Consider the following 17,719-nt stretch of genomic DNA (forward strand, 5'->3'; position numbering starts at 1 on the left):
TGCAACGGTGTTTTGTGCCTATAGTCCTGATATTCCTCCTCTTCAGGACATGCCAATGCGAAAGATTGCCCCCCTTGCCCTTGCCTGCCTGCTGGCCACTACCAGCCAGGCCCACGCCGCCACGCCAGCGGATACGCTGATTGTTGCTATTCCTCTGGACGGCATCATCAGTTTCGATCCGGCGGAAAGTTTTGAAACGGTCAGCACCAGCAGCCTGATTAACCTGTATCAGGGACTTGTCGCTTCTGGCCGGGATGATCCCCGCAAGCTGGTTCCCGATCTGGCCAGCACCTGGCAACCCGGCAGCAGCGAACGGAGCCTGCTGTTTACCCTCAAGCCTGGCACCACTTTCGCCGGGGGCAATCCGGTGACCGCCGATGATGTGATTTATTCCCTCAGCCGCGTGGTGAAGTTGAACAAAACCCCGGCGTTTATCCTCGGAGAGTTCGGCTGGACGCCGGAAAATATTGACAGGCAGCTGATTCGTCGCAGCGAGAACCAGGTGGAAATACGCTGGCCTGCGGCAATTGGCCGGGATCTGGCGCTGAGATTACTGACCGCGCCAGTTGCCTCGGTTGTCGACAGCAAGCTGGTCCAACAGCACGCCAGCAATGGCGATTTTGGCAACGGCTGGTTGCGCACCCATTCGGCAGGCAGCGCTGCTTACACCATCCGCAATTTCGTGCCACAGCAGGCACTGGTGCTGGAAGAGAATCCGCACGCTGCGCCACAGCCAAAGCTGAAGCGCATTATTCTGAAAGGCGTGGCCGATCCCGGTTCCCGCCGATTGTTGCTGCAGCAGGGCGATGCGGATGTGGCTTATGAGCTGGGAGCCGATCAGTTTGACGCGCTGAAAAAACAGTCCGGCGTCAAAGTGGAGAGTTTCCCTTCCAGCCTGATTTACTATCTGGGCTTCAACACCGGGAATAAGCAGCAGAGCGCACTTGGCAACCCGGCGCTATGGCAGGCAGCGCGCTGGCTGGTTGACTACAACAGCATTTCGCAGCAGTTGCTGAAGGGACAGTATCAGGTGCATCAGGCATTTCTGCCGCAGGGCTTTGACGGCGCGCTGGAGAATCACCCCTTCCACTACGATCCGGATAAAGCGAAGCAGATCCTGCAGCAGGGAAGGATCAAACCCGGCACCAGCTTCACCCTGACCATCGTCAATCAGCCACCCTATACCGACGTGGCTCAGGCGCTGCAGGCCAGCTTCGCCAAAGCCGGGATCAACATTACTATTCAACCGGTACCGGAAGCCGAGCTGTGGGGAAAAATGCGCGGACGGGACTTCCAGTCGATCTTTATCTACTGGGGAGCGGACTATGTCGATCCAAATACCAACGCCAGTACCTTTGCGTATAACGTTCCGGGAGGCCCGAAAACTCTCGCCTGGCGCGTAGGCTGGACGATCCCCAAACTCAGTGCTGAAACCCACGCGGCGGCGGCTGAGAGCAACGTAACGAAGCGTAATGCGCTCTACCAGCAGTTGCAGACGGAGATACAGCAAAACTCACCTTATGTGGTGACGCTTCAGGGACAAAAACTGGTGGGATTACGCAGTAACATCAAGGGTGCGCAGCAGGGCATTGGCACCAGCATGCTTTATTACGATGTGGTCAGTAAATAAGAAGACGTCACGGGCGGCAATACCGCCCGTAACACGTCAGGAAATCGCAGAATCCGACGAATGCTTGTTTTTGTCAGCTTCAAAGTGCGCTTTGAACTGCTCATAAATGGAGATCATATTCGAGGCATCACCCTGCATCGGGCTGAGTTTGCCTGCGCGAACCAGCTCAATCACCAGCTGCAACGCAGCCTGTTTTGGGCTGCTGGCCGGATGGGAAATTTCAGATGTCATAGCGGCTTCCGTGAAAAGGAGTAAACGGTAATTTTAACAACTTTCCGTGCTGCGGGTGAAATTATTCCGCGCCCCCTTTCCGATTTTCAACGCTATTTTTTCTGCTGTTTCAGCCAGCTCTGCATCTGGTCGATTTCCGGCTGCTGCGCTTTGATGATCGCCTCAGCCAGCGCCCGCATTTCCGGATCCTTGCCGTATTGCAACTCGGTTTTCGCCATCTCAATGGCCCCCTGATGATGCGCCGTCATCCCTTCCGCAAAGGCTTTATCCGGATCGGACTCTTTCATCCCCGCCATCATCTGCTGATGCATTTTATCCATTCCTGCCTGGTAGCTCTGCTGCGCCGGAGTGGTTGCCTGCCCGCCATCCATTGGCATAGACATTTTGTCTGCCGCCTGGGCGGAAGCGGACAGGACCAGGGTGGCGATCATGCTGCAAAATAACTTGTTCATACTGGCTGTCCTTGTCAGTGAGTGAAGAAGATCGGTTTTCATCCTGCACCTTCCAGTTGGGTTAAGGTCAAGGAAATATCTTCACAACAGTCAATATCGGGCAAAACTCTCAATTTTATTCGATCCGACTTTCAGCATTTACAGGCTTTATTGAGGGGGTATGATTTGTCTCTGGCAGCATAACCTTGCAGGCATCTGATTGTTACAATGACCGTCATGCAGAACAGAGCTATGTAAGTTTGTCCGCAATCAGTAAAGACGGTTAGCAAGGTGGTGAGTGTGTTATGAGCCAGTAAATGGCGACAGATAACAGGGACAAGGAGCGATTATGTTAGAACCTAAAGAGGGCTTACTGACGTTCAGGGCAGAAGGGAATAATTTAAAATCCAGCACGGATTATTCAAAGAAACTACACTGGCCCGGCAATGCATCATCATGTGGTAAAAACAACTCTGGTGTAACAATTGGCAGAGGTTTCGATCTCGGAGACAAGTCAAAGATAAGTGTGCTGATGGCCCTGAAAAACGTCGGCATAGAAAATGATAAAGCAGAGGCAATAGCTTCCGGCGCAAGGCTGAAAGGTTGTTCAGCTTATAACTTTGTATTAAAAAACAGAGACAGAATTGAGGAGATTACTGAGCAACAGCAACTAAATCTGTTTTTAGATACCTATAAAAAAATGAAAAAAGATGCTGAGAGGATATGCAAAGACAAGTTCACTATAGAAAAATATCACCCAGACCCAAAAACATCACCAGAGTTAGCGTGGGATAATATCCCGCAAAAAATAAAAGAAGTCCTCATTGATTTACGATATCGCGGAGATTACAGTTTGGTAACAAGATCTTACATACAACGACTGGCTTATGCCGGTGATGTAACTGGGTTTGGAAAAGTAGTTGCAGACCGTTCAATCTGATTTACTGTTCCTTATGACAGATTTAAAAGAAGGGTTGAGTTCTATGAAAATAATTAACACTGCTTTATTTATCTCCATTTTTTCTTTTAATGTCAATGCTGCTTTTACTGAACCTGAAATGAGTCAACTGGCAGAAATCAATCAAAAATCAATCGAAAAAACCAAGAATGCCAGACACTTGCTTGACATTACAATAAAAAAAACCATAGAACATTTACCGAAGCAAAAGGAAAAAATATTAAAACTGGAAAAGTCATGGAATACAACCATTAAGCAAAAATGCAGAGTTATGATATTTGAATCCATCAATACCGATGCTGAAATAGCACAAGAAAATACATGCCTGTCTGCCGAATATACGTCAGCAGCAGAATTTTTTGAAAATCTGAATGGCTAGTGGATGTATTAATCTTGAAAAGGCATCTAAAAATTGAGACAGGTGTCTTTTAATAACACATCGTAAAAAACATGCCCAAAATTTATGTCTCATCCCATCAGCATTTCAATTAAACGACCACCGTTTGCCTCTTCTCCCGTTAGATTATCCCCAGGTTTCTTCATCAGAAGCAGTATCAAGATACTCATCCTTTGTGGTCAGCAGCAGCCCGGAAAGGGAAGCCGCCCCGCCCCGAAAAATGCATAACTATGCACCACCCTAAAGTTGTACAGCCTTAAAATAAACTTGTACAACCCTCAAAAAACGTCTACCTTTTTGTACGTAACGAAATTATGCATTTGCATGGCCTCAGGAAGTGTTGCTGGGTTTCCCACTTCCCGAGGCAATTTTTTTCGCTGCAAAATTATAAACATCGGGCCAGTGCGCCCGGGAATAAACTGCTTACCTGCACTCCAGACCGCTGCCCCGGTCCGGATTTTTGGAGAAACACATGCAAGAGTCATCCCAGATCAGCTATGAACTGACCCGCTATTTCAAAGCCGAAATTCAGGAAGCCCATACCGAAGTGGAAATTCTCGGTTCCGTGGTGGTGGAAATCCTGCAGAGTGGAATGCCCGTTACCAATAAAGCTCTTATTGCCCGACTGCTGCAGCGTATGGAAGGCACCAGCGATGTTGTTTCTCTGGATGTGCATCGTTCCGTGCTGGAGATGGTAGTTCACCAGACTGAAGACGATCTGATCACCTGACAGAACGCCGCAGAACCTATCGGGTTCTGCAGTGGCTAAACCGCTTTTTCCCCGGAACCTTCTCTTAAATCAAACGAACCGACACCCTCTTAAACTCTACTCATTAACCGGCACTAAAAATCCTCCCTACACTCAGCTATCGGGCAACATCACTTCCTGCTGTAAGGCAGAACGCAATGAAATCAGCTTATGATTAACGCTGATTAATTAAGGCCATTCTAATTAAGAACATTCCTCTGGTATATCCCCAGGCTTCGTCCGATATTGCTGCTGGACGCTTGCAGGCTGCCTCAACCTGACGCTACCGTCATCATGACTGACTGGCATTGCCGATGAAAAGGAGAGCCAGATTTCCTCCCCCCTCTTAACTTCTGGCAGTGTTGATATGAATGGATTGAGCGTAGTGAATACTCTGATTGCCGCAGCGATTTTTATCAGCCTGCAGGCACAGGCCGAAAAAATCACCGTATCGCTTTCTGAAGAACAGGATGGTGGGTCAGCGGGTCGTGCCTGTCTGTATGTCCATCAGGGAAAAGCAGAATACCGGCTGGTGAAACCAGATGAGATCTGCCCGGCCAGCGTGACGCTGGACGCTTCCGCCTCCCGCACCTGAACACCTTTATCAGCGCTTTTTCTTGTCTGCAAACACGTCAGGACGGCGGAAATATGGTACCTTTAGCCCACTGGCGATATTCTGACTGGCCACGTCAGAGCGTGATTAGTGACAAGGACTCAGGCGTTGAAAACGATCAATCTAAAGCTGCTGACCGTGGTGGCGACATTTCTGGTGATTCTGCTGCATACCGCAGCGATTCCCTTCAGCTATTTTCATCTGGCATGGTCGGTTTCGGTCATGTACGAAGTGCTTGGGCGCACCGCTTTTCCCCTGTTTCTGCTGATTGCAGGTTACTCGTCGTTAAATAAAAATGAATCGCTGCTGAGCACGTTAAAAAAACGGGTGCTGAACTTGGTGATCCCGCTGATCGCCTGGTCGGTTATTTATCTGGTTTATAATGAGCAGGTCAACGCCAGCAGAGCACCAGTCAGTATTCTTGAACTGCTAAGCAGCCCTGCCTATCCGCATTTGTGGTTTATCTATACTCTGATCCTGCTGTACCTGGTAACTCCCCTGCTGAATACATTCATTCAGAACGGCAGCCAGCAAAGGGTCAATTATACCGTCACCGTCTGGTTTGTTCTTGCTTCAGTTTATATGCTGTTCGATAACGTTAAGGTAAACCTGCTGGAAGGCCATGCCATTCCCGCCCCGAGCAATATTGATATGGTGGTTTATCTGTCTGGTTTCTACATAATCGGCGGCGTGGCCAGGCGTTTTAAAATTAACCCGAAAACAACTATTGCGGCGATTATCTTTGTGCTTTCTGCGGTATTAACCGCGGTGATGACCTACTCCCTGTCCATCAGCACCTTCTCACCCAGCAAAGTATTCCTGTTTTATTCTGCACCTACACTGGTCGTGGTTTCGCTGGCCTTGTTCTTTATGCTGCTGAATGCCGGGTTCACCTACAGCAAACGGGCATTCAATATTATCCGCGCGATGTCACGGCTGAGCCTCGGGATCTTCTTTGTCCATATCATTGTGCTGGAAACGCTGCTGCGGGTACTGAGCATCAATTTCGAAGGGTACTACTCAACGCTGACCATCCCGCTGGTATCGCTGGCCTGCTTTATCATCTCTGCGCTGATCGTCTGGCTGCTGCGCCATATTCCCTGGGTACGCCGGATTACCTGAGCAGAAACAGAAACGGCCACTCATGAGATGAGCGGCCGTTCTTCCGGCAGTGTGCCGGGTTGCCACGTGCCTTCAGTAAGCTGCAGAGGCAAACCTGTGTGGCTGATTGATTGCTTTCCGGGCAATCCAGTAAAGCAGAATTCTCTCTTCATCGTGGTCCTGATCTGCCATCGCTAACAGTTTGAGCGCCAGCGTGGCCTTATTAACAGGCTGTCCCGTGATACTCAGGTCAACCACCGCTTTGCCAATGATGTTACAAACTTCGTCCTCATTAGAGATCGGTAACTCAGTGTCAGTGCTCATTCTCTCCTCCTGTTGTGGGTAAACAGTAAGCCTGGCAGACCTTGCGGAGATTGCCATCTCAAAGTCATCCTGCGGTCATATTGCTGTGCCTGTGCGTGCGTGAGGAAGATTATCGAGAGAGTGACAGCTGTAGACCCAGGCCGGTGGCAGATTACGCAGCACTCGGGTACGGTTCCAGGCGAAGTAGCCGGAGAGAAGAGGCTCGGACAGCGAAGTGTACTGGAACTGCACAAACACCCCTTCAGGGCTGAGCAGGGAGGCTGCCCGCTCAAGAATGCCGTGCCTGACCGGCTGCGGCAGCGACAGCAACGGCAGGCCGGAGAAAATCGCGTCATATTCACCACTCAGCGTCTCAGCCGAGGCCCCCGTCACCCGCAGGCGCGAATCGTCGATTGCTGCCAGCTTGGGATGAAAGCGGGGATTGGTCTCAAAAGCCAGCAGCGCTGCATCCGACCTCATGCGGGTGAGCAGATAGCGGGTCAGCACACCGTCACCGGCACCCAGCTCAGCGATGCGTTCGCAGCGGTTCCAGTCCACCGCGTCAGACATGGTCTTACACAGCGACAGAGAGGACGGCGCAATGGTGCCCGTTTTACGCGGATCGGAGAGGAATTCCTGCAAATAACCGGTTTTATCTTTGATATAGGAAAATGCAGATAACAACATAGGGTAGCCTCTGGCAAAATTGAATCCTCCCAGTAGGCCACAAGAAACTTAATGAGTTCTTAAAACCTGCTCTACAGAGTGAAAACTAAGATTAATCGCATCGGATCGCAATCCTGGTTTTAATCTCATTCATATTCCGCAACAGCTGACAATATCGCCACACACTCCACTTTGCTTCAAAAAGCTCCGCACGTTACTAAACATGATAAAAAATAGCTCAAGTGTTTATTCTTAAAAATGACGCAACATTTTACTAACCAATGGTACTTATTTGCAGCCAGACATCAGTCAGTATCCTTCCAACCCCCACAGCTGACCCGCTAAGGTAATTCTGTGTCTGAGCGAAGTGTCTGTCCCTCTGCTGCTGCCTGGCTGTAGCCAGTCAATTCAGATACGGAAAAGGAGTATTATTGGGTCAGGAAATAAGCGGATCTGTTTATGTTACCAGGTTATCAGAAACCAGGTAATAATGCCTTTCTGGCCCTGTTTCCAAGCCTGAAATTTAAAATTATCCTCTGGCTATTGTTACAACACACAGGCTCAGAGGGTAAATAAAAATGAAAAAAATCACCGCGATCTTTCTGTTATTAATGGTCACCGGCAGCAGCAGCGTTTATGCCGCAGCAACCACCGGTGAAGCCGCAGGCAGTGCCGCGACAGCCATGTCTGACGGCAACTCAAATGCCGTGGGTGTAGGCGCAGTGGCCGCTGTACTGGGTATTGCTCTCGCCACCATGGGCGGTGGCGGTGGCGACGGCAGCGATGGTTCAACCACCACCGGCACCACCACTATCACCACCTCTACCATGGCTCACTGATTTATTTCACCGACCAGACGAACCCTCAGAGTGAAAGCAGTGGCAATATAAAAGCAGCCCTGGGCTGCTTTTTCTGTTCGCTGTCACTGTACGTTTAGCCGGACCAGCATCTGCTGCAGCAGTAATCCTGCCGGCACACTGAACCAGAGATCGCCCCCGTCCAGTGCCACTACATCCGCCTCGCTCCTGACCTATACTTAACGCTGGTCTGGTACGTCAAAGGAGTGAGCTATGTTGATTGGCTTCGTGTTACTCGTCAGCGCCTGTGGTCATGATGCCTGTGACGCTCTGCCAGTGTCCGAGCATATTTTTCCCACCCGCGTGGCATGCCAGCGTATCGCCGATCATATCCATGAACGGCGTCCCAATGCGGTGCTGATATGCGGTGAGGTTTACCGTAATCAGGGTAGTGAGCAGACGAAGGTAAACTGACCGACAGGAATAAATGAGCACCGGATGCTGAAAATTCCGAACAGCCAGGGCGGCTACAACCCCAACTCGCTCAGGCCTGGAAGGTCATCCGGACGACGACCAGACGGCCAGTGATATTTTCGCTCCGATTCCTGACTCGGCAGATCGTTGATGCAGGCAAAGCGCCGGGCCATCAGCCCGTTCTCGTCAAACTCCCAGTTCTCATTGCCACAGGAGCGGAACCAGTTGCCGGAGTCATCGTGCCATTCACAGGCATAACGCACCGCAATACGGTTACCCTCAAATGTCCACAGCTCTTTAATCAGCCGGTAATCCAGCTCTTTCCCCATTAACGGCTGAGAAAAGCTTCTGCTTCCTGACTGTTGGTGACGAACTCAGCTCGGTTACGCCACTGCGTATCCAGAGTGTAAGCCTGCGCCACCTGCTGCTGATTACGACTGTTCCAGTCATTCCCGGCCAGACGAACCTTTTCGATCGCCGTTTCATGGGTGAAAGGCGGCAACGGCAAACGACGTTCGGACTCACTGGACATCGGGTTCTCCTGATAGCTCAGCGATGGGAAATGACTTTTCATTATCCGGCAACAGCCAGTAGCGGTTTATGACCTCTGATTAATGCTGCTCTTCCGCATCTGAACCGGCCTTCTCATCAACGTAACGGGTGACCGCCAGCAGACGATTAACGTGAGTCAGCAACAGATCGATGTCGGACTGCAGGAAAGTCTGACCATTGCTGGAAGCGGCCACGATTGCATTCTGGATGTTCTCAGAAATATTATTCGGCCCCTCTTTTCCGGCGGTGAGCAACAGCGCTGCCAGCAGCAAAGACTGTGCTTCAACTTGCGCCGTCAGCTCTTTAGCATCCACATCCATTTTTGCCAATTTCATTAAAATATCAATCACTAACTGCTTCATATTCCGCCCCTTAATGTTTGTCACTGAAATTACCATCATGCCCGGTAATGAGTAAACAATTTATAGCGTAAAACGCATTCCGACTTTTTTAATGCTTACGAAAAATAACTCATTACTTTCAGCTTGTTAAACAGCATATCAGTAAAAGTCCGTGAAGATTTTTCTGAAAAAAGTCGACCGGCTGGCGAAGCCCCTGTTTTCAGCTAGATTTACTAAGCCAGCGTCCCACAGCAGTGGCGCAGGTAAACTTTAAAAAACTCAAAATCACTAAAAAAACGGAGAGGTTAATCCGTCATGGATAAAGCACATTTTTATGAGCGGCTGATGCGCTGGCAGCACCTGCGCTTCAATGACGTTGTGTTACGTGAACGTCCCGACACACCAGCATGGAACAAAAAGTACGAAATTTACATCCAGGATAACACTCGCCTGTCCGCGCAGTTGTATATCCGCACTACCCAGCCCGACGAAAATTCGGTGCTGGTGATGGAGCAGTACCTTGGCTGGCTGAGCGAGTACAGCGTTCGGCAAAATGCGCAAAGATAACCGATTCACTGCCGGGATCTCTCCGGCAGTTATTTCCCCTCAGCTCCTCCATTTCTCCTCTCCCTGAAATTTAATTTCGTCGTTTTCCTACCAAAATGACCAGCGTAGAGTAAATTTATTACTAGTGTGACTTGCATCACACCACAACCACAATAATTAAATAGCAGGGAGTAACTTGTGACTGATACATCGAACAGCGGGCAATCCGGCACCGCGGCAAGCTCGCCGCAGTCGACCGAACCGCTGGTAAAAGTAATTGCGTTTATTGCCACACTTGGGGGATTACTGTTTGGCTATGACACCGGAGTGATTGCCGGTGCTTTGCTTTTCATGAAGCATGATTTGCATCTGACTTCGCTGACCACCGGCATGGTGACCAGCTTCCTGATCCTCGGTTCCGCCATCGGAGCCATCTTTGCCGGGCGCGTGGCTGACCGCTTTGGCCGCAAAAAAATCATCCTGGTCATGGCGGTAATCTTTATGATCGGCTCGCTGGGCTGCGCTATGGCACCCAACGTGGTTATTATGATCCTCTTCCGCTTTATCCTCGGCCTGGCCGTGGGTGGCGCAGCTGCGATCGTGCCAATCTACATTGCCGAAATCGTTCCCGCCAACCGCCGCTGGCAGTTTGTCACGCTGCAGGAATTGATGATCGTTTCCGGCCAGTTGATTGCTTACACCAGTAACGCAGCGATTAACGAAATCTGGGGCGGTGAAACCACCTGGCGCTGGATGCTGGGCGTCGCCTGTGTGCCTGCGGTGATTTTATGGGTAGGAATGCTGTTCCTGCCGGATACACCGCGCTGGTACGCCATGCATGGCCGCTACCGTGAAGCGCGTGACGTGCTGGAGCGTACCCGCCACTCACGGATAGTCGAGCGTGAAATGGGCGAGATCCGTCAATCGATGGACTCAAAAAGCCAGAAGAACGCCCGCCGTCAAAAAACTATCTCGGTCTGGATGAAGCGTCTGGTGGCGCTGGGCATCGGTATCGCCATGCTGCAGCAGCTTTCTGGCGTGAACACCATCATGTTTTACGCGCCAACCATGCTGCAGGCTACCGGGCTGGGTACCAACGCCTCGCTGCTGGCGACCATTGCCAACGGGGTGATCTCGGTGATCATGACCTTTGTCGGCATCATGCTGCTCAGCCGCTTCGGCCGCCGTCCGCTGCTGCTGGTCGGACAGATTGGCTGTACCTGTACGCTGCTGACTATCGGCCTGCTGACGTGGCTGATGCCGGAGACCGTTAACGGCCATCCCGACGTATTGCGCAGCTATCTGGTGCTGGCAGGCATGCTGGTGTTCCTGTGCTTCCAGCAGGGCGCGCTGTCGCCGGTCACCTGGCTGCTGCTGTCGGAAATGTTCCCGATGCGCATTCGCGGCATGGCCAACGGCATTTCGGTCTTTGCCATGCAGATGACTAACTTCTCAATTGCCTTTATGTTTCCGATCCTGCTGGAAACCTTTGGCCTGACGATGACCTTCTTCGCGTTCGCCGCGATTGGCGTTGCAGGTGGGATTTTCGCGGTGATTTTTGCTCCGGAAACCCAGGGCAAAACGCTCGAGCAGATTGAAAAACACTTCAAAAAACACCTGCAGGACGATCCGGCGCCGCAAACCAGCAGCTGAGATCACCGCGTGCCAGGGACGGCACCCTTTCTTTAATCATCATCTTATAGAGCGATCGGCCAAAGGCTGCCAGGCTTACCGTTTGCTATTCAGAAGGAAAGTCTATGTTCAAATTTCTGTTCGCGCTGTTTTCCAGTCCGGAATCACTGTTGCAGGTAATGAGCCAAAGTGACGTCGAAGAGTCGATTGAAGAGGGAGAGCGTATCATCATCGATGAGGATGGCAGCGCCGCCGTAAACATTTCCAGCAACGAAGTGCATGAAGACTTTTCCCGTCACGTCAATGCGCTGAAAAGAGCCTGAGATGGGAACGGCAATATTTATGGTTCTGATGGTCTGCGGTTACTGGTACACCAGCCGTGACCTGACCACCCGCTTCAAAATCAAACGCTCTTTTGGCTGGGACGTCTACTTTCTGGTGGCGCTCTACGGCTGCATCTTCGTTCTGCAGGGCTTGATTGCGACCGGGCTGATCTGGCTGCTGCTGTTAGGCTTTTCTGCGTTAATGAATGCCCTGCCGCAGGTTGATGGTGGCCTGTATCATCACTGGCAGATGGAATTTATGACCTGGAGCTTTCTGGGGATACAGGCTCCGGTGGTGATCATGCTCTCCTTCGCCGTGGTATTTTGCATCTACCGCTCCAACTGGTCGGGTAGTGCACGGCTGAACAGTAGTAATCGCAAGAAGTTGTACAAAAAACTTTCCCGCGCGAACGGCGTGGAGGGCTTGCTGTTCCAGTGTATGGACGAAGGCGAACTGGCATGGGTGACGTTGAAATCGCGGCGCATCTACATTGGTATGATCCACACCGCGTCTTATGAAAATACGTCAACGTCCAATCTGGTGCTGATCCCGATGCTCAGCGGCTACCGTGACGGCAAGACCCTGAACCTGTCCATCGAACATAACTATGCGAAATGGTACGCAGAACACAACATCACGCTGAACTCTGAGCCGAAATCAGCGATGGCTTTTCGCAAGGTGATTATGCTGGATCAGATTGAAAGCTTGTCGTTGTTTGATGCAGCCAGCGCCAGTGCGCTGGCACTGGACGCTGAAGAAAAAATCGCCTGAAGTCCTGCTGACGCAATGTTCCCCGCTTGTGGGATCTGAGTCAGCAGGCAGTATTCAGCCCACCAGCAGAGTAACCAGCCAGAAACCGGCAAAGGTCATCAGCAGCGAACCCAGCACGTGGGTCATCACCGAGATCATCGCCCAGAGATAATTGCCTGCCTGCATCAGAGTGACAATTTCCAGCGAGAAAGTGGAAAAAGTCGTCATCCCGCCACACAGGCCAGTGGTGATCAGCAATTTCCAGGCAGGATCGAGTTGGGGATTGCGCAGGAACCATGCCATTGCCGCGCCAATAATAAAGCCGCCAACCAGGTTCACCACCAGCGTACCAGGCGGTAGATTAGGAAACAGCGAGTTCAGCCGGACGGCCAGCAGCCAGCGGATCACACAGCCAGCAGAGCCACCAATAATGACGGCGAGTAACGGTTTAAGCATTATGTCCTCAAAGATTTTTACGAGGATTGATGATCGGGCAGGTTCCGGAACGCCTGATACACAACCCTCTTCTTAATAAAAAGATGGCAGTATCAGGCGTCATCAGCCCCTTACGGGCAGGGCGGTTGGGAAAGGTGGAGCACCATCACCTTGAAGCGCTAGCGTAATCAGCCACGTCGTTTTTTGCAAGCTTCTCAAAAGCCAGGCCTTAAAGAGTCGACGCGAAGAAGGTTTATTTCGCAGGGCAGCGGGTTTGCGGATCCCAGCGCTCGCAGAAGGCCCGCATATCCGTTGATTTGAAGTCAGCAAGATGCTGCCATGATCTCGTTCATTGGCCAGTGCCACCAGGCGATCCGCACCATGCGCTCAGCAATCTCACGCACGAACCGCTCTTTGATCACCCGTGCCGGGACACCACCCACAATGGTGTACGGTGCCACGTCTTTGGTCACTACCGCACCAGCCGCCAGCACCGCACCATCACCTACTGTCACACCGGGCAAAACGGTCACCCCGTGTCCAATCCAGACATCATGACCAATCACAACACGATCGGCGCGGCGGGCGGCAAAAAATTCCCGGTCACGCTCCGCAGTCGAACTGTAATACTCCGCGCAGTAGGTGAAGCGGTGCTGTGATGGGCGGTCAACGGGATGGTTCGGCGCGCCCAGCCGCACGTTTGAGGCGATAGCCGTAAACTTGCCGATTTCCGAATCGGCTACGGTGCAGTAAGGCCCAAGATAGGAGTAGTCCCCCAGCGTGGCGTATTCCATATGGCTGTGCGCCAGGATTTCACAGCAGCGCCCCACTTCGGCTTCCCGCAGCGTCACGCTGTCATCAATAAAGGTTTCGGCAAGCTTTGGCTGGTGCAGTTCAATCACGGGCATGTTGGCCTCCATGTCGGATGTCTGGATGCGTGCCGCTCACCGGGCAGGAAACCGGCAATCAACACGGGTCAGTTTAATCTGGCACAGCGAGATGACAGATTCGTGGAAAGAAGATGACAGCTCAGACTCAGCGCTGATTGATAACATGGCAGGAGCAGGTGGCATGAAGGTGCAGCAATGGGGTACAAGGGTAAGATTTTTTCTGTGCTGTAGTCTTATTCTTCCGCTTCAGGCGGTTTTATTTTTTTCTCAGGCAGTAAATACCCGATAAATCGTCTTTGTTCTTCAGTAATTTGCCACCTTTCGAAGCGATCCTTCTTTTCATGGCCTCTGTTTTTATCCGTCTTGCCAGGGGAGTCAACCATCAGCCAAACCCCCAGAGCAGAATGAGCGCCCAGAAGGCCATGCATCCCACCAGAACTGCAATCATGACCCTTCCCCGGGTCGACAACCGACATTTCATTGACTTTCCTTATCATCGTTAATCGTGAGTGGCAGTATAAACTACCACAGGCAACGATCAAATTTCAGATTATCCTTACTGAAATAATCTGGAAATTATTACTGTTCCGTGTTCAGCCTCAAAAGAAATGGGCCGTATTTCAATCAACGTTGAAAATACGGCCTGTATTGATCATTACTGAGATTAATTTACCGGAGGAGCAGCCGGTGGGCTTTCCTGCTCCTCTTCGGTATTCACCATGGTCGCCTGGATCTCCTCTTCCGTGATAGTCGGGTTCAGCGCAGCGGCCAGTGGTGAACTGGCCAGGCTATCCGGCATCGCCACGTGTGGGACCGGAGCGTCATTGCTCTCCTGCGGCGTCCGGCCACGGAATCCGCTCATCGCTGCAACCCCGGCACCACACAGACAGAAAAATGCATAGAGCATATTGCCACCCAGCGGCTGCATGATTGCCCCGGTCACCAGTGGGCCAATACAGGCTCCGACACCAAATGCCATCAACAGGCAGGCGGTCAGCGAGACACGGCGCTCCGGCACCACGCTGTCATTGGCTATCGCCACCACCAGCGGATAAAGGGAGAACTGCATCATGCTGGCGATAAACGCGGCCACCACCACCCACAGAAAGCCAAAGTGAAGAGGCAACGTTAGCGGCAGCGCGGCAAGCGCATAAAGTAGCGCGGTATAAAAAAGCAGGCGATGGCGGTCAACCCGGTCCGACAGCCAGCTCAGCGGAAACTGGGAGATCAGCCCGGCGAAAATGGTGATGCCCATAAACAGGCCGGTTTGCTGAGTGCTGAAGCCAAGCAGGCTGGTATACACCGGTGCCATACCGTAGAACGCCCCCACGGCCATGCCCGTTGCAAGAGTGATCACCAGAATCTTAGGGATGGTACGGAAGAAGTACCCGAGCTCCATCGGGGCGGGCGTCATCGGATGCGCATTGGTTCGCGTGGTCAGCGCTATCGGCACAAGGCAAAGCGCAAAGCACAGCGCGACGATCAGCAGGCTGGTACTGCCGGATCCGATCTGCGTCATCAGGATGATCTGGCCGGACGACAGGCCAAGATAGGTGGCCACCATATAGAAGCCGAAAATCAGGCCACGCTGCCCCACCTCCGCCTGGTCATTCAGCCAGCTTTCCAGCACCATATACTGGCACATCATGCACAGGCCGATAATCAGCCGCAGGAAGATCCACATCGGCAGATATTCCGTAATACCGTGGCCCAAAACGGAAGCAGTGATAATACCGGCACAGGATACATAAGCACGAATATGCCCCACGCGGGCAATCAGGTTATGCCCCACCTTGCCACCAATCACCAGGCCAATATAGTTAGCTGCGGTGATCCCCCCAATCACCCCGCCGCTTACCTGCTCATGGGCCAGGCGCAGCGAGACATAAGTGGTCAGCAGGCCGGAGCCAAGCAGCATCAGGAGTGTGGTGGTGTACAGCGGTAAAAAAGTGCCGAGGACTTTTTTCAATTACGGCTCCCTGTCGTCTTCAATCCGGAAAAAGGGTATGAATCTGAACTGTAGTCGTACTTGCCCCAACCGGGCAAGGTTCCCGGCTGGCTTGCGGACGATTCTCACACTGGAAGCGGTTAACGCCGGTCACGCTGTTTCTGTATCAGCCGGTAGAAACAGTCGTCGCATAACGCCAAATCTTCAGCAAAAAGTCGCTCAATTAATCGCCTTCGCCTGCCGCATTCCTGACAAAATTTCCCTGCGAGCCTCATCCCAGTATCCTTTTGTTTGTGGGATGACAACAATACCGCGTAACAACCCTGAATAAATAATGGTTATCACCGATCGATTAAAGTTTATTGATCGGTTTTATCGATCGTCTTTAATCTGCCAACAATGGCGTTACCACTTACCGCAACCCATACTCGCTCAAATCCGGCCCGGGTGGGACAATACCATTTGGGTTCAACGCCTTAATGGAGTAGTAGCCCTGCCTGATATGATCGATACTCACCGTTTCACGCACGGCACGTCCAGCATTCTTAATGTGTAGCTGTTCAGCTGCGGATAGCTCGACTGAGTGGTGGCAAACCCGGCGCGATACACGCCATTGTTCGGCTGCGGGTCGATCTCCTCGTTCAGCGCATCAATCTCTTCCTGCAACCCGGCCGGATAAAGATCGTAGTCGGAGCGGGCCAGCCTTTACACATCACTCTCCTTAATCCAGTCTGCCGGGGGAAAAATAGCACAATCCGGTCTGTTTACCGGCCGGTAAATCCGGCATTCAACCTTTTACTAAAGTTTCCCGAAATCAGACCGATGTAATGAATACTTAACCAAAACCGTCAGCCACGATTATGCCACTGATCAAACCACTCGAACTGATATTGTTATCAATTACAATTATTTACTGCTGCGCCATGTCATCATGGTTCTGGTAGACTGCGCGCCGTGACCGCGAAAAAATTGCTAATTCTGATTATCCCAATACACTCAGTTCAGATCTATTGACGAAGCAGGCTCGCCATTTTGTCCCGCCTGCTGCCCGCAGGAACAGCATGAACGATCTGAACGTACTGAAGATTTTTATTGCCGCCGCTGAGGCCGGTAATTTTGCACTGGCAGCCCGCAAGCTGGGACTGACAAGATCGGCAGTGGCAAAAGCCATTGGCCGCCTTGAAGAGCGTACCGGCACCCGTCTGTTTCACCGCACCACCAGAGTGATCACCCTGACCGATGAAGGGCGCACGCTCTGTCAACGCTGCACTGCGACAATTGCCGAGCTGGAAGAGGCCATTCAGGCCATGTCCTCACGCGGGAATGAGCCACAGGGCTTGCTACGCATGAGCGTACCGGATGCGTATGGTCGCAGCCAGGTGATGCCGGTTCTGGCCCGCTATCTGGCGGCCTGGCCACGGGTGGAAGCGGAGGTCAGCTTCAGCGACCGGACGGTTGATTTGATTACCGAAGGCTACGATCTGGCGATCCGCATTGGCGCTCAAAATATCAGCGAGGATCTGGTTTCACGAGTGGTGGACCGACAGCGCCTGAGTATTTGCGCCTCGCCCGATTATCTTCGCCGCAACGGTACACCCCGCACACCTGATGAACTGAAAAAACACGCCGGTCTGCTGTTTGTGCAGCATGGCCGCACGCTGGCCTGGCGACTGCATGATGAGAATGGCAAATCCAGCTGGCTGGAACCGGTCAGCCGGGTGCGCTTTGATGATGGTGAGGCGCTCAGGGATGCCGCCGTTGCCGGGCTGGGCATCGTGCAGCTCCCTGATTTTCTGGCAGAGCAGGAAGCAGAAAAAGGCCGCCTGGTGCGGATCATGGAGAAATACGAGCCGGAGCGAATCCCCATTGTGGTGCTCTACCCGACCCGTAAATATCTTGCTCCCAGAGTCCGCTTATTTATCGACAGCCTGTTTGAGGGTACGCTTTAGCCC

Annotated in this window: 22 protein-coding genes, 2 pseudogenes and 1 riboswitch; of the genes and pseudogenes, 13 read left to right on the forward strand and 11 right to left on the reverse strand. The window is 52.0% G+C overall.

The features are described 5' to 3' along the window. Positions 1-55: 55 nt before the first annotated feature. Positions 56-1,630 carry an ABC transporter substrate-binding protein gene (locus AC3Y5R_RS17120; RefSeq protein ID WP_489922314.1) on the forward strand — a complete coding sequence of 525 codons (1,575 nt, stop codon included), beginning with the start codon at positions 56-58 and terminating at the stop codon, positions 1,628-1,630. Positions 1,631-1,666: 36 nt separating this feature from the next. Here the strand turns inward: AC3Y5R_RS17120 and AC3Y5R_RS17125 are convergent, their stop codons facing one another. Together AC3Y5R_RS17125 and copM are read right to left on the reverse strand one after the other, a co-directional pair. Then, on the reverse strand, positions 1,667-1,861 hold the full coding sequence (locus AC3Y5R_RS17125; RefSeq protein ID WP_158783384.1) for a hypothetical protein: 195 nt from the start codon (positions 1,859-1,861) through the stop codon (positions 1,667-1,669). A gap of 92 nt (positions 1,862-1,953) precedes the next feature. Next, positions 1,954-2,313 carry a CopM family metallochaperone gene (gene copM, locus AC3Y5R_RS17130; RefSeq protein ID WP_489922315.1) on the reverse strand — a complete coding sequence of 120 codons (360 nt, stop codon included), beginning with the start codon at positions 2,311-2,313 and terminating at the stop codon, positions 1,954-1,956. Positions 2,314-2,641: 328 nt separating this feature from the next. On the opposite strand from copM, the gene AC3Y5R_RS17135 reads away from it, so the two are divergent. From AC3Y5R_RS17135 to AC3Y5R_RS17155, 5 genes are all read left to right on the forward strand, one after another. After that, a complete protein-coding gene (locus AC3Y5R_RS17135) occupies positions 2,642-3,232 on the forward strand; it encodes a pesticin C-terminus-like muramidase (protein ID WP_489922316.1) in 591 nt (196 codons plus the stop codon). Between the two features lie 43 nt (positions 3,233-3,275). Continuing rightward, the gene (locus AC3Y5R_RS17140; RefSeq protein WP_489922317.1) at positions 3,276-3,629 is read left to right on the forward strand and encodes a hypothetical protein; all 354 of its coding nucleotides are present in this window, start codon (positions 3,276-3,278) and stop codon (positions 3,627-3,629) included. A 490-nt stretch (positions 3,630-4,119) separates the two neighbouring features. Further along, positions 4,120-4,377 carry a biofilm/acid-resistance regulator YmgB/AriR gene (locus tag AC3Y5R_RS17145; protein WP_489922318.1) on the forward strand — a complete coding sequence of 86 codons (258 nt, stop codon included), beginning with the start codon at positions 4,120-4,122 and terminating at the stop codon, positions 4,375-4,377. Positions 4,378-4,762: 385 nt separating this feature from the next. Continuing rightward, positions 4,763-4,990 (forward strand): hypothetical protein, encoded by a 228-nt coding sequence (locus tag AC3Y5R_RS17150; RefSeq protein ID WP_489922319.1) that lies wholly within the window; start codon positions 4,763-4,765, stop codon positions 4,988-4,990. Between the two features lie 126 nt (positions 4,991-5,116). Continuing rightward, entirely contained in the window at positions 5,117-6,130 is a 1,014-nt protein-coding gene (locus AC3Y5R_RS17155; RefSeq protein WP_489922320.1) for an acyltransferase, read from the forward strand. Positions 6,131-6,202: 72 nt separating this feature from the next. Here the strand turns inward: AC3Y5R_RS17155 and AC3Y5R_RS17160 are convergent, their stop codons facing one another. Both AC3Y5R_RS17160 and AC3Y5R_RS17165 read right to left on the reverse strand, forming a co-directional pair. Then, positions 6,203-6,433, reverse strand: coding sequence for a hypothetical protein (locus AC3Y5R_RS17160; RefSeq protein ID WP_489922321.1), 231 nt, complete (start codon positions 6,431-6,433; stop codon positions 6,203-6,205). A gap of 75 nt (positions 6,434-6,508) precedes the next feature. Continuing rightward, positions 6,509-7,099 (reverse strand): class I SAM-dependent methyltransferase, encoded by a 591-nt coding sequence (locus AC3Y5R_RS17165; RefSeq protein ID WP_489922322.1) that lies wholly within the window; start codon positions 7,097-7,099, stop codon positions 6,509-6,511. Positions 7,100-7,656: 557 nt separating this feature from the next. Here AC3Y5R_RS17165 and yjbE point away from each other — a divergent pair. After that, the gene (yjbE, locus tag AC3Y5R_RS17170; protein ID WP_489922323.1) at positions 7,657-7,917 is read left to right on the forward strand and encodes an exopolysaccharide production protein YjbE; all 261 of its coding nucleotides are present in this window, start codon (positions 7,657-7,659) and stop codon (positions 7,915-7,917) included. 231 nt (positions 7,918-8,148) lie between these two features. Continuing rightward, positions 8,149-8,349 (forward strand): hypothetical protein, encoded by a 201-nt coding sequence (locus AC3Y5R_RS17175; RefSeq protein WP_489922324.1) that lies wholly within the window; start codon positions 8,149-8,151, stop codon positions 8,347-8,349. 53 nt (positions 8,350-8,402) lie between these two features. Here the strand turns inward: AC3Y5R_RS17175 and AC3Y5R_RS17180 are convergent. Both AC3Y5R_RS17180 and iraP read right to left on the reverse strand, forming a co-directional pair. Further along, positions 8,403-8,881: pseudogene (locus tag AC3Y5R_RS17180) on the reverse strand (nuclear transport factor 2 family protein). A gap of 79 nt (positions 8,882-8,960) precedes the next feature. After that, positions 8,961-9,263 (reverse strand): anti-adapter protein IraP, encoded by a 303-nt coding sequence (iraP, locus tag AC3Y5R_RS17185; RefSeq protein WP_158783392.1) that lies wholly within the window; start codon positions 9,261-9,263, stop codon positions 8,961-8,963. Positions 9,264-9,557: 294 nt separating this feature from the next. Between iraP and AC3Y5R_RS17190 the strand changes: the two genes are divergently transcribed. The 4 genes from AC3Y5R_RS17190 (at position 9,558) to AC3Y5R_RS17205 (ending at position 12,515) form a co-directional block, all read left to right on the forward strand. Beyond that, positions 9,558-9,809: a hypothetical protein gene (locus AC3Y5R_RS17190; RefSeq protein WP_489922325.1), complete on the forward strand. Its 252-nt coding sequence runs from the start codon at positions 9,558-9,560 to the stop codon at positions 9,807-9,809. A 177-nt stretch (positions 9,810-9,986) separates the two neighbouring features. Continuing rightward, positions 9,987-11,441 (forward strand): sugar porter family MFS transporter, encoded by a 1,455-nt coding sequence (locus AC3Y5R_RS17195; RefSeq protein WP_489922326.1) that lies wholly within the window; start codon positions 9,987-9,989, stop codon positions 11,439-11,441. A 104-nt stretch (positions 11,442-11,545) separates the two neighbouring features. Further along, positions 11,546-11,743, forward strand: coding sequence for a hypothetical protein (locus AC3Y5R_RS17200; protein WP_158783394.1), 198 nt, complete (start codon positions 11,546-11,548; stop codon positions 11,741-11,743). 1 nt (position 11,744) lies between these two features. After that, positions 11,745-12,515, forward strand: a complete 771-nt coding sequence (locus AC3Y5R_RS17205) for a hypothetical protein (protein WP_489922327.1) — start codon at positions 11,745-11,747, stop codon at positions 12,513-12,515. Between the two features lie 54 nt (positions 12,516-12,569). On the opposite strand, the gene crcB is transcribed toward AC3Y5R_RS17205, so the two are convergent. From crcB to AC3Y5R_RS17230, 5 genes and pseudogenes are all read right to left on the reverse strand, one after another. Next, a complete protein-coding gene (gene crcB / locus AC3Y5R_RS17210; protein WP_158783396.1) occupies positions 12,570-12,950 on the reverse strand; it encodes a fluoride efflux transporter CrcB in 381 nt (126 codons plus the stop codon). 86 nt (positions 12,951-13,036) lie between these two features. Next, a riboswitch (Fluoride riboswitch) is annotated at positions 13,037-13,109 on the reverse strand. 143 nt (positions 13,110-13,252) lie between these two features. After that, complete coding sequence (locus AC3Y5R_RS17215) at positions 13,253-13,849, reverse strand: DapH/DapD/GlmU-related protein (RefSeq protein ID WP_489922328.1); 597 nt, start codon at positions 13,847-13,849, stop codon at positions 13,253-13,255. 203 nt (positions 13,850-14,052) lie between these two features. Continuing rightward, positions 14,053-14,295, reverse strand: a complete 243-nt coding sequence (locus AC3Y5R_RS17220; protein WP_489922329.1) for a hypothetical protein — start codon at positions 14,293-14,295, stop codon at positions 14,053-14,055. Positions 14,296-14,483: 188 nt separating this feature from the next. After that, complete coding sequence (locus AC3Y5R_RS17225; protein WP_489922330.1) at positions 14,484-15,788, reverse strand: MFS transporter; 1,305 nt, start codon at positions 15,786-15,788, stop codon at positions 14,484-14,486. Between the two features lie 391 nt (positions 15,789-16,179). Next, a pseudogene (locus tag AC3Y5R_RS17230) lies at positions 16,180-16,469 on the reverse strand (glutathione S-transferase family protein); the annotation flags it as partial. Between the two features lie 359 nt (positions 16,470-16,828). Here AC3Y5R_RS17230 and AC3Y5R_RS17235 point away from each other — a divergent pair. Next, on the forward strand, positions 16,829-17,716 hold the full coding sequence (locus AC3Y5R_RS17235) for a LysR family transcriptional regulator (RefSeq protein ID WP_489922331.1): 888 nt from the start codon (positions 16,829-16,831) through the stop codon (positions 17,714-17,716). Positions 17,717-17,719 lie beyond the last annotated feature (3 nt).

The sequence above is a fragment of the Erwinia sp. 009765445 genome, from assembly GCF_058137865.1.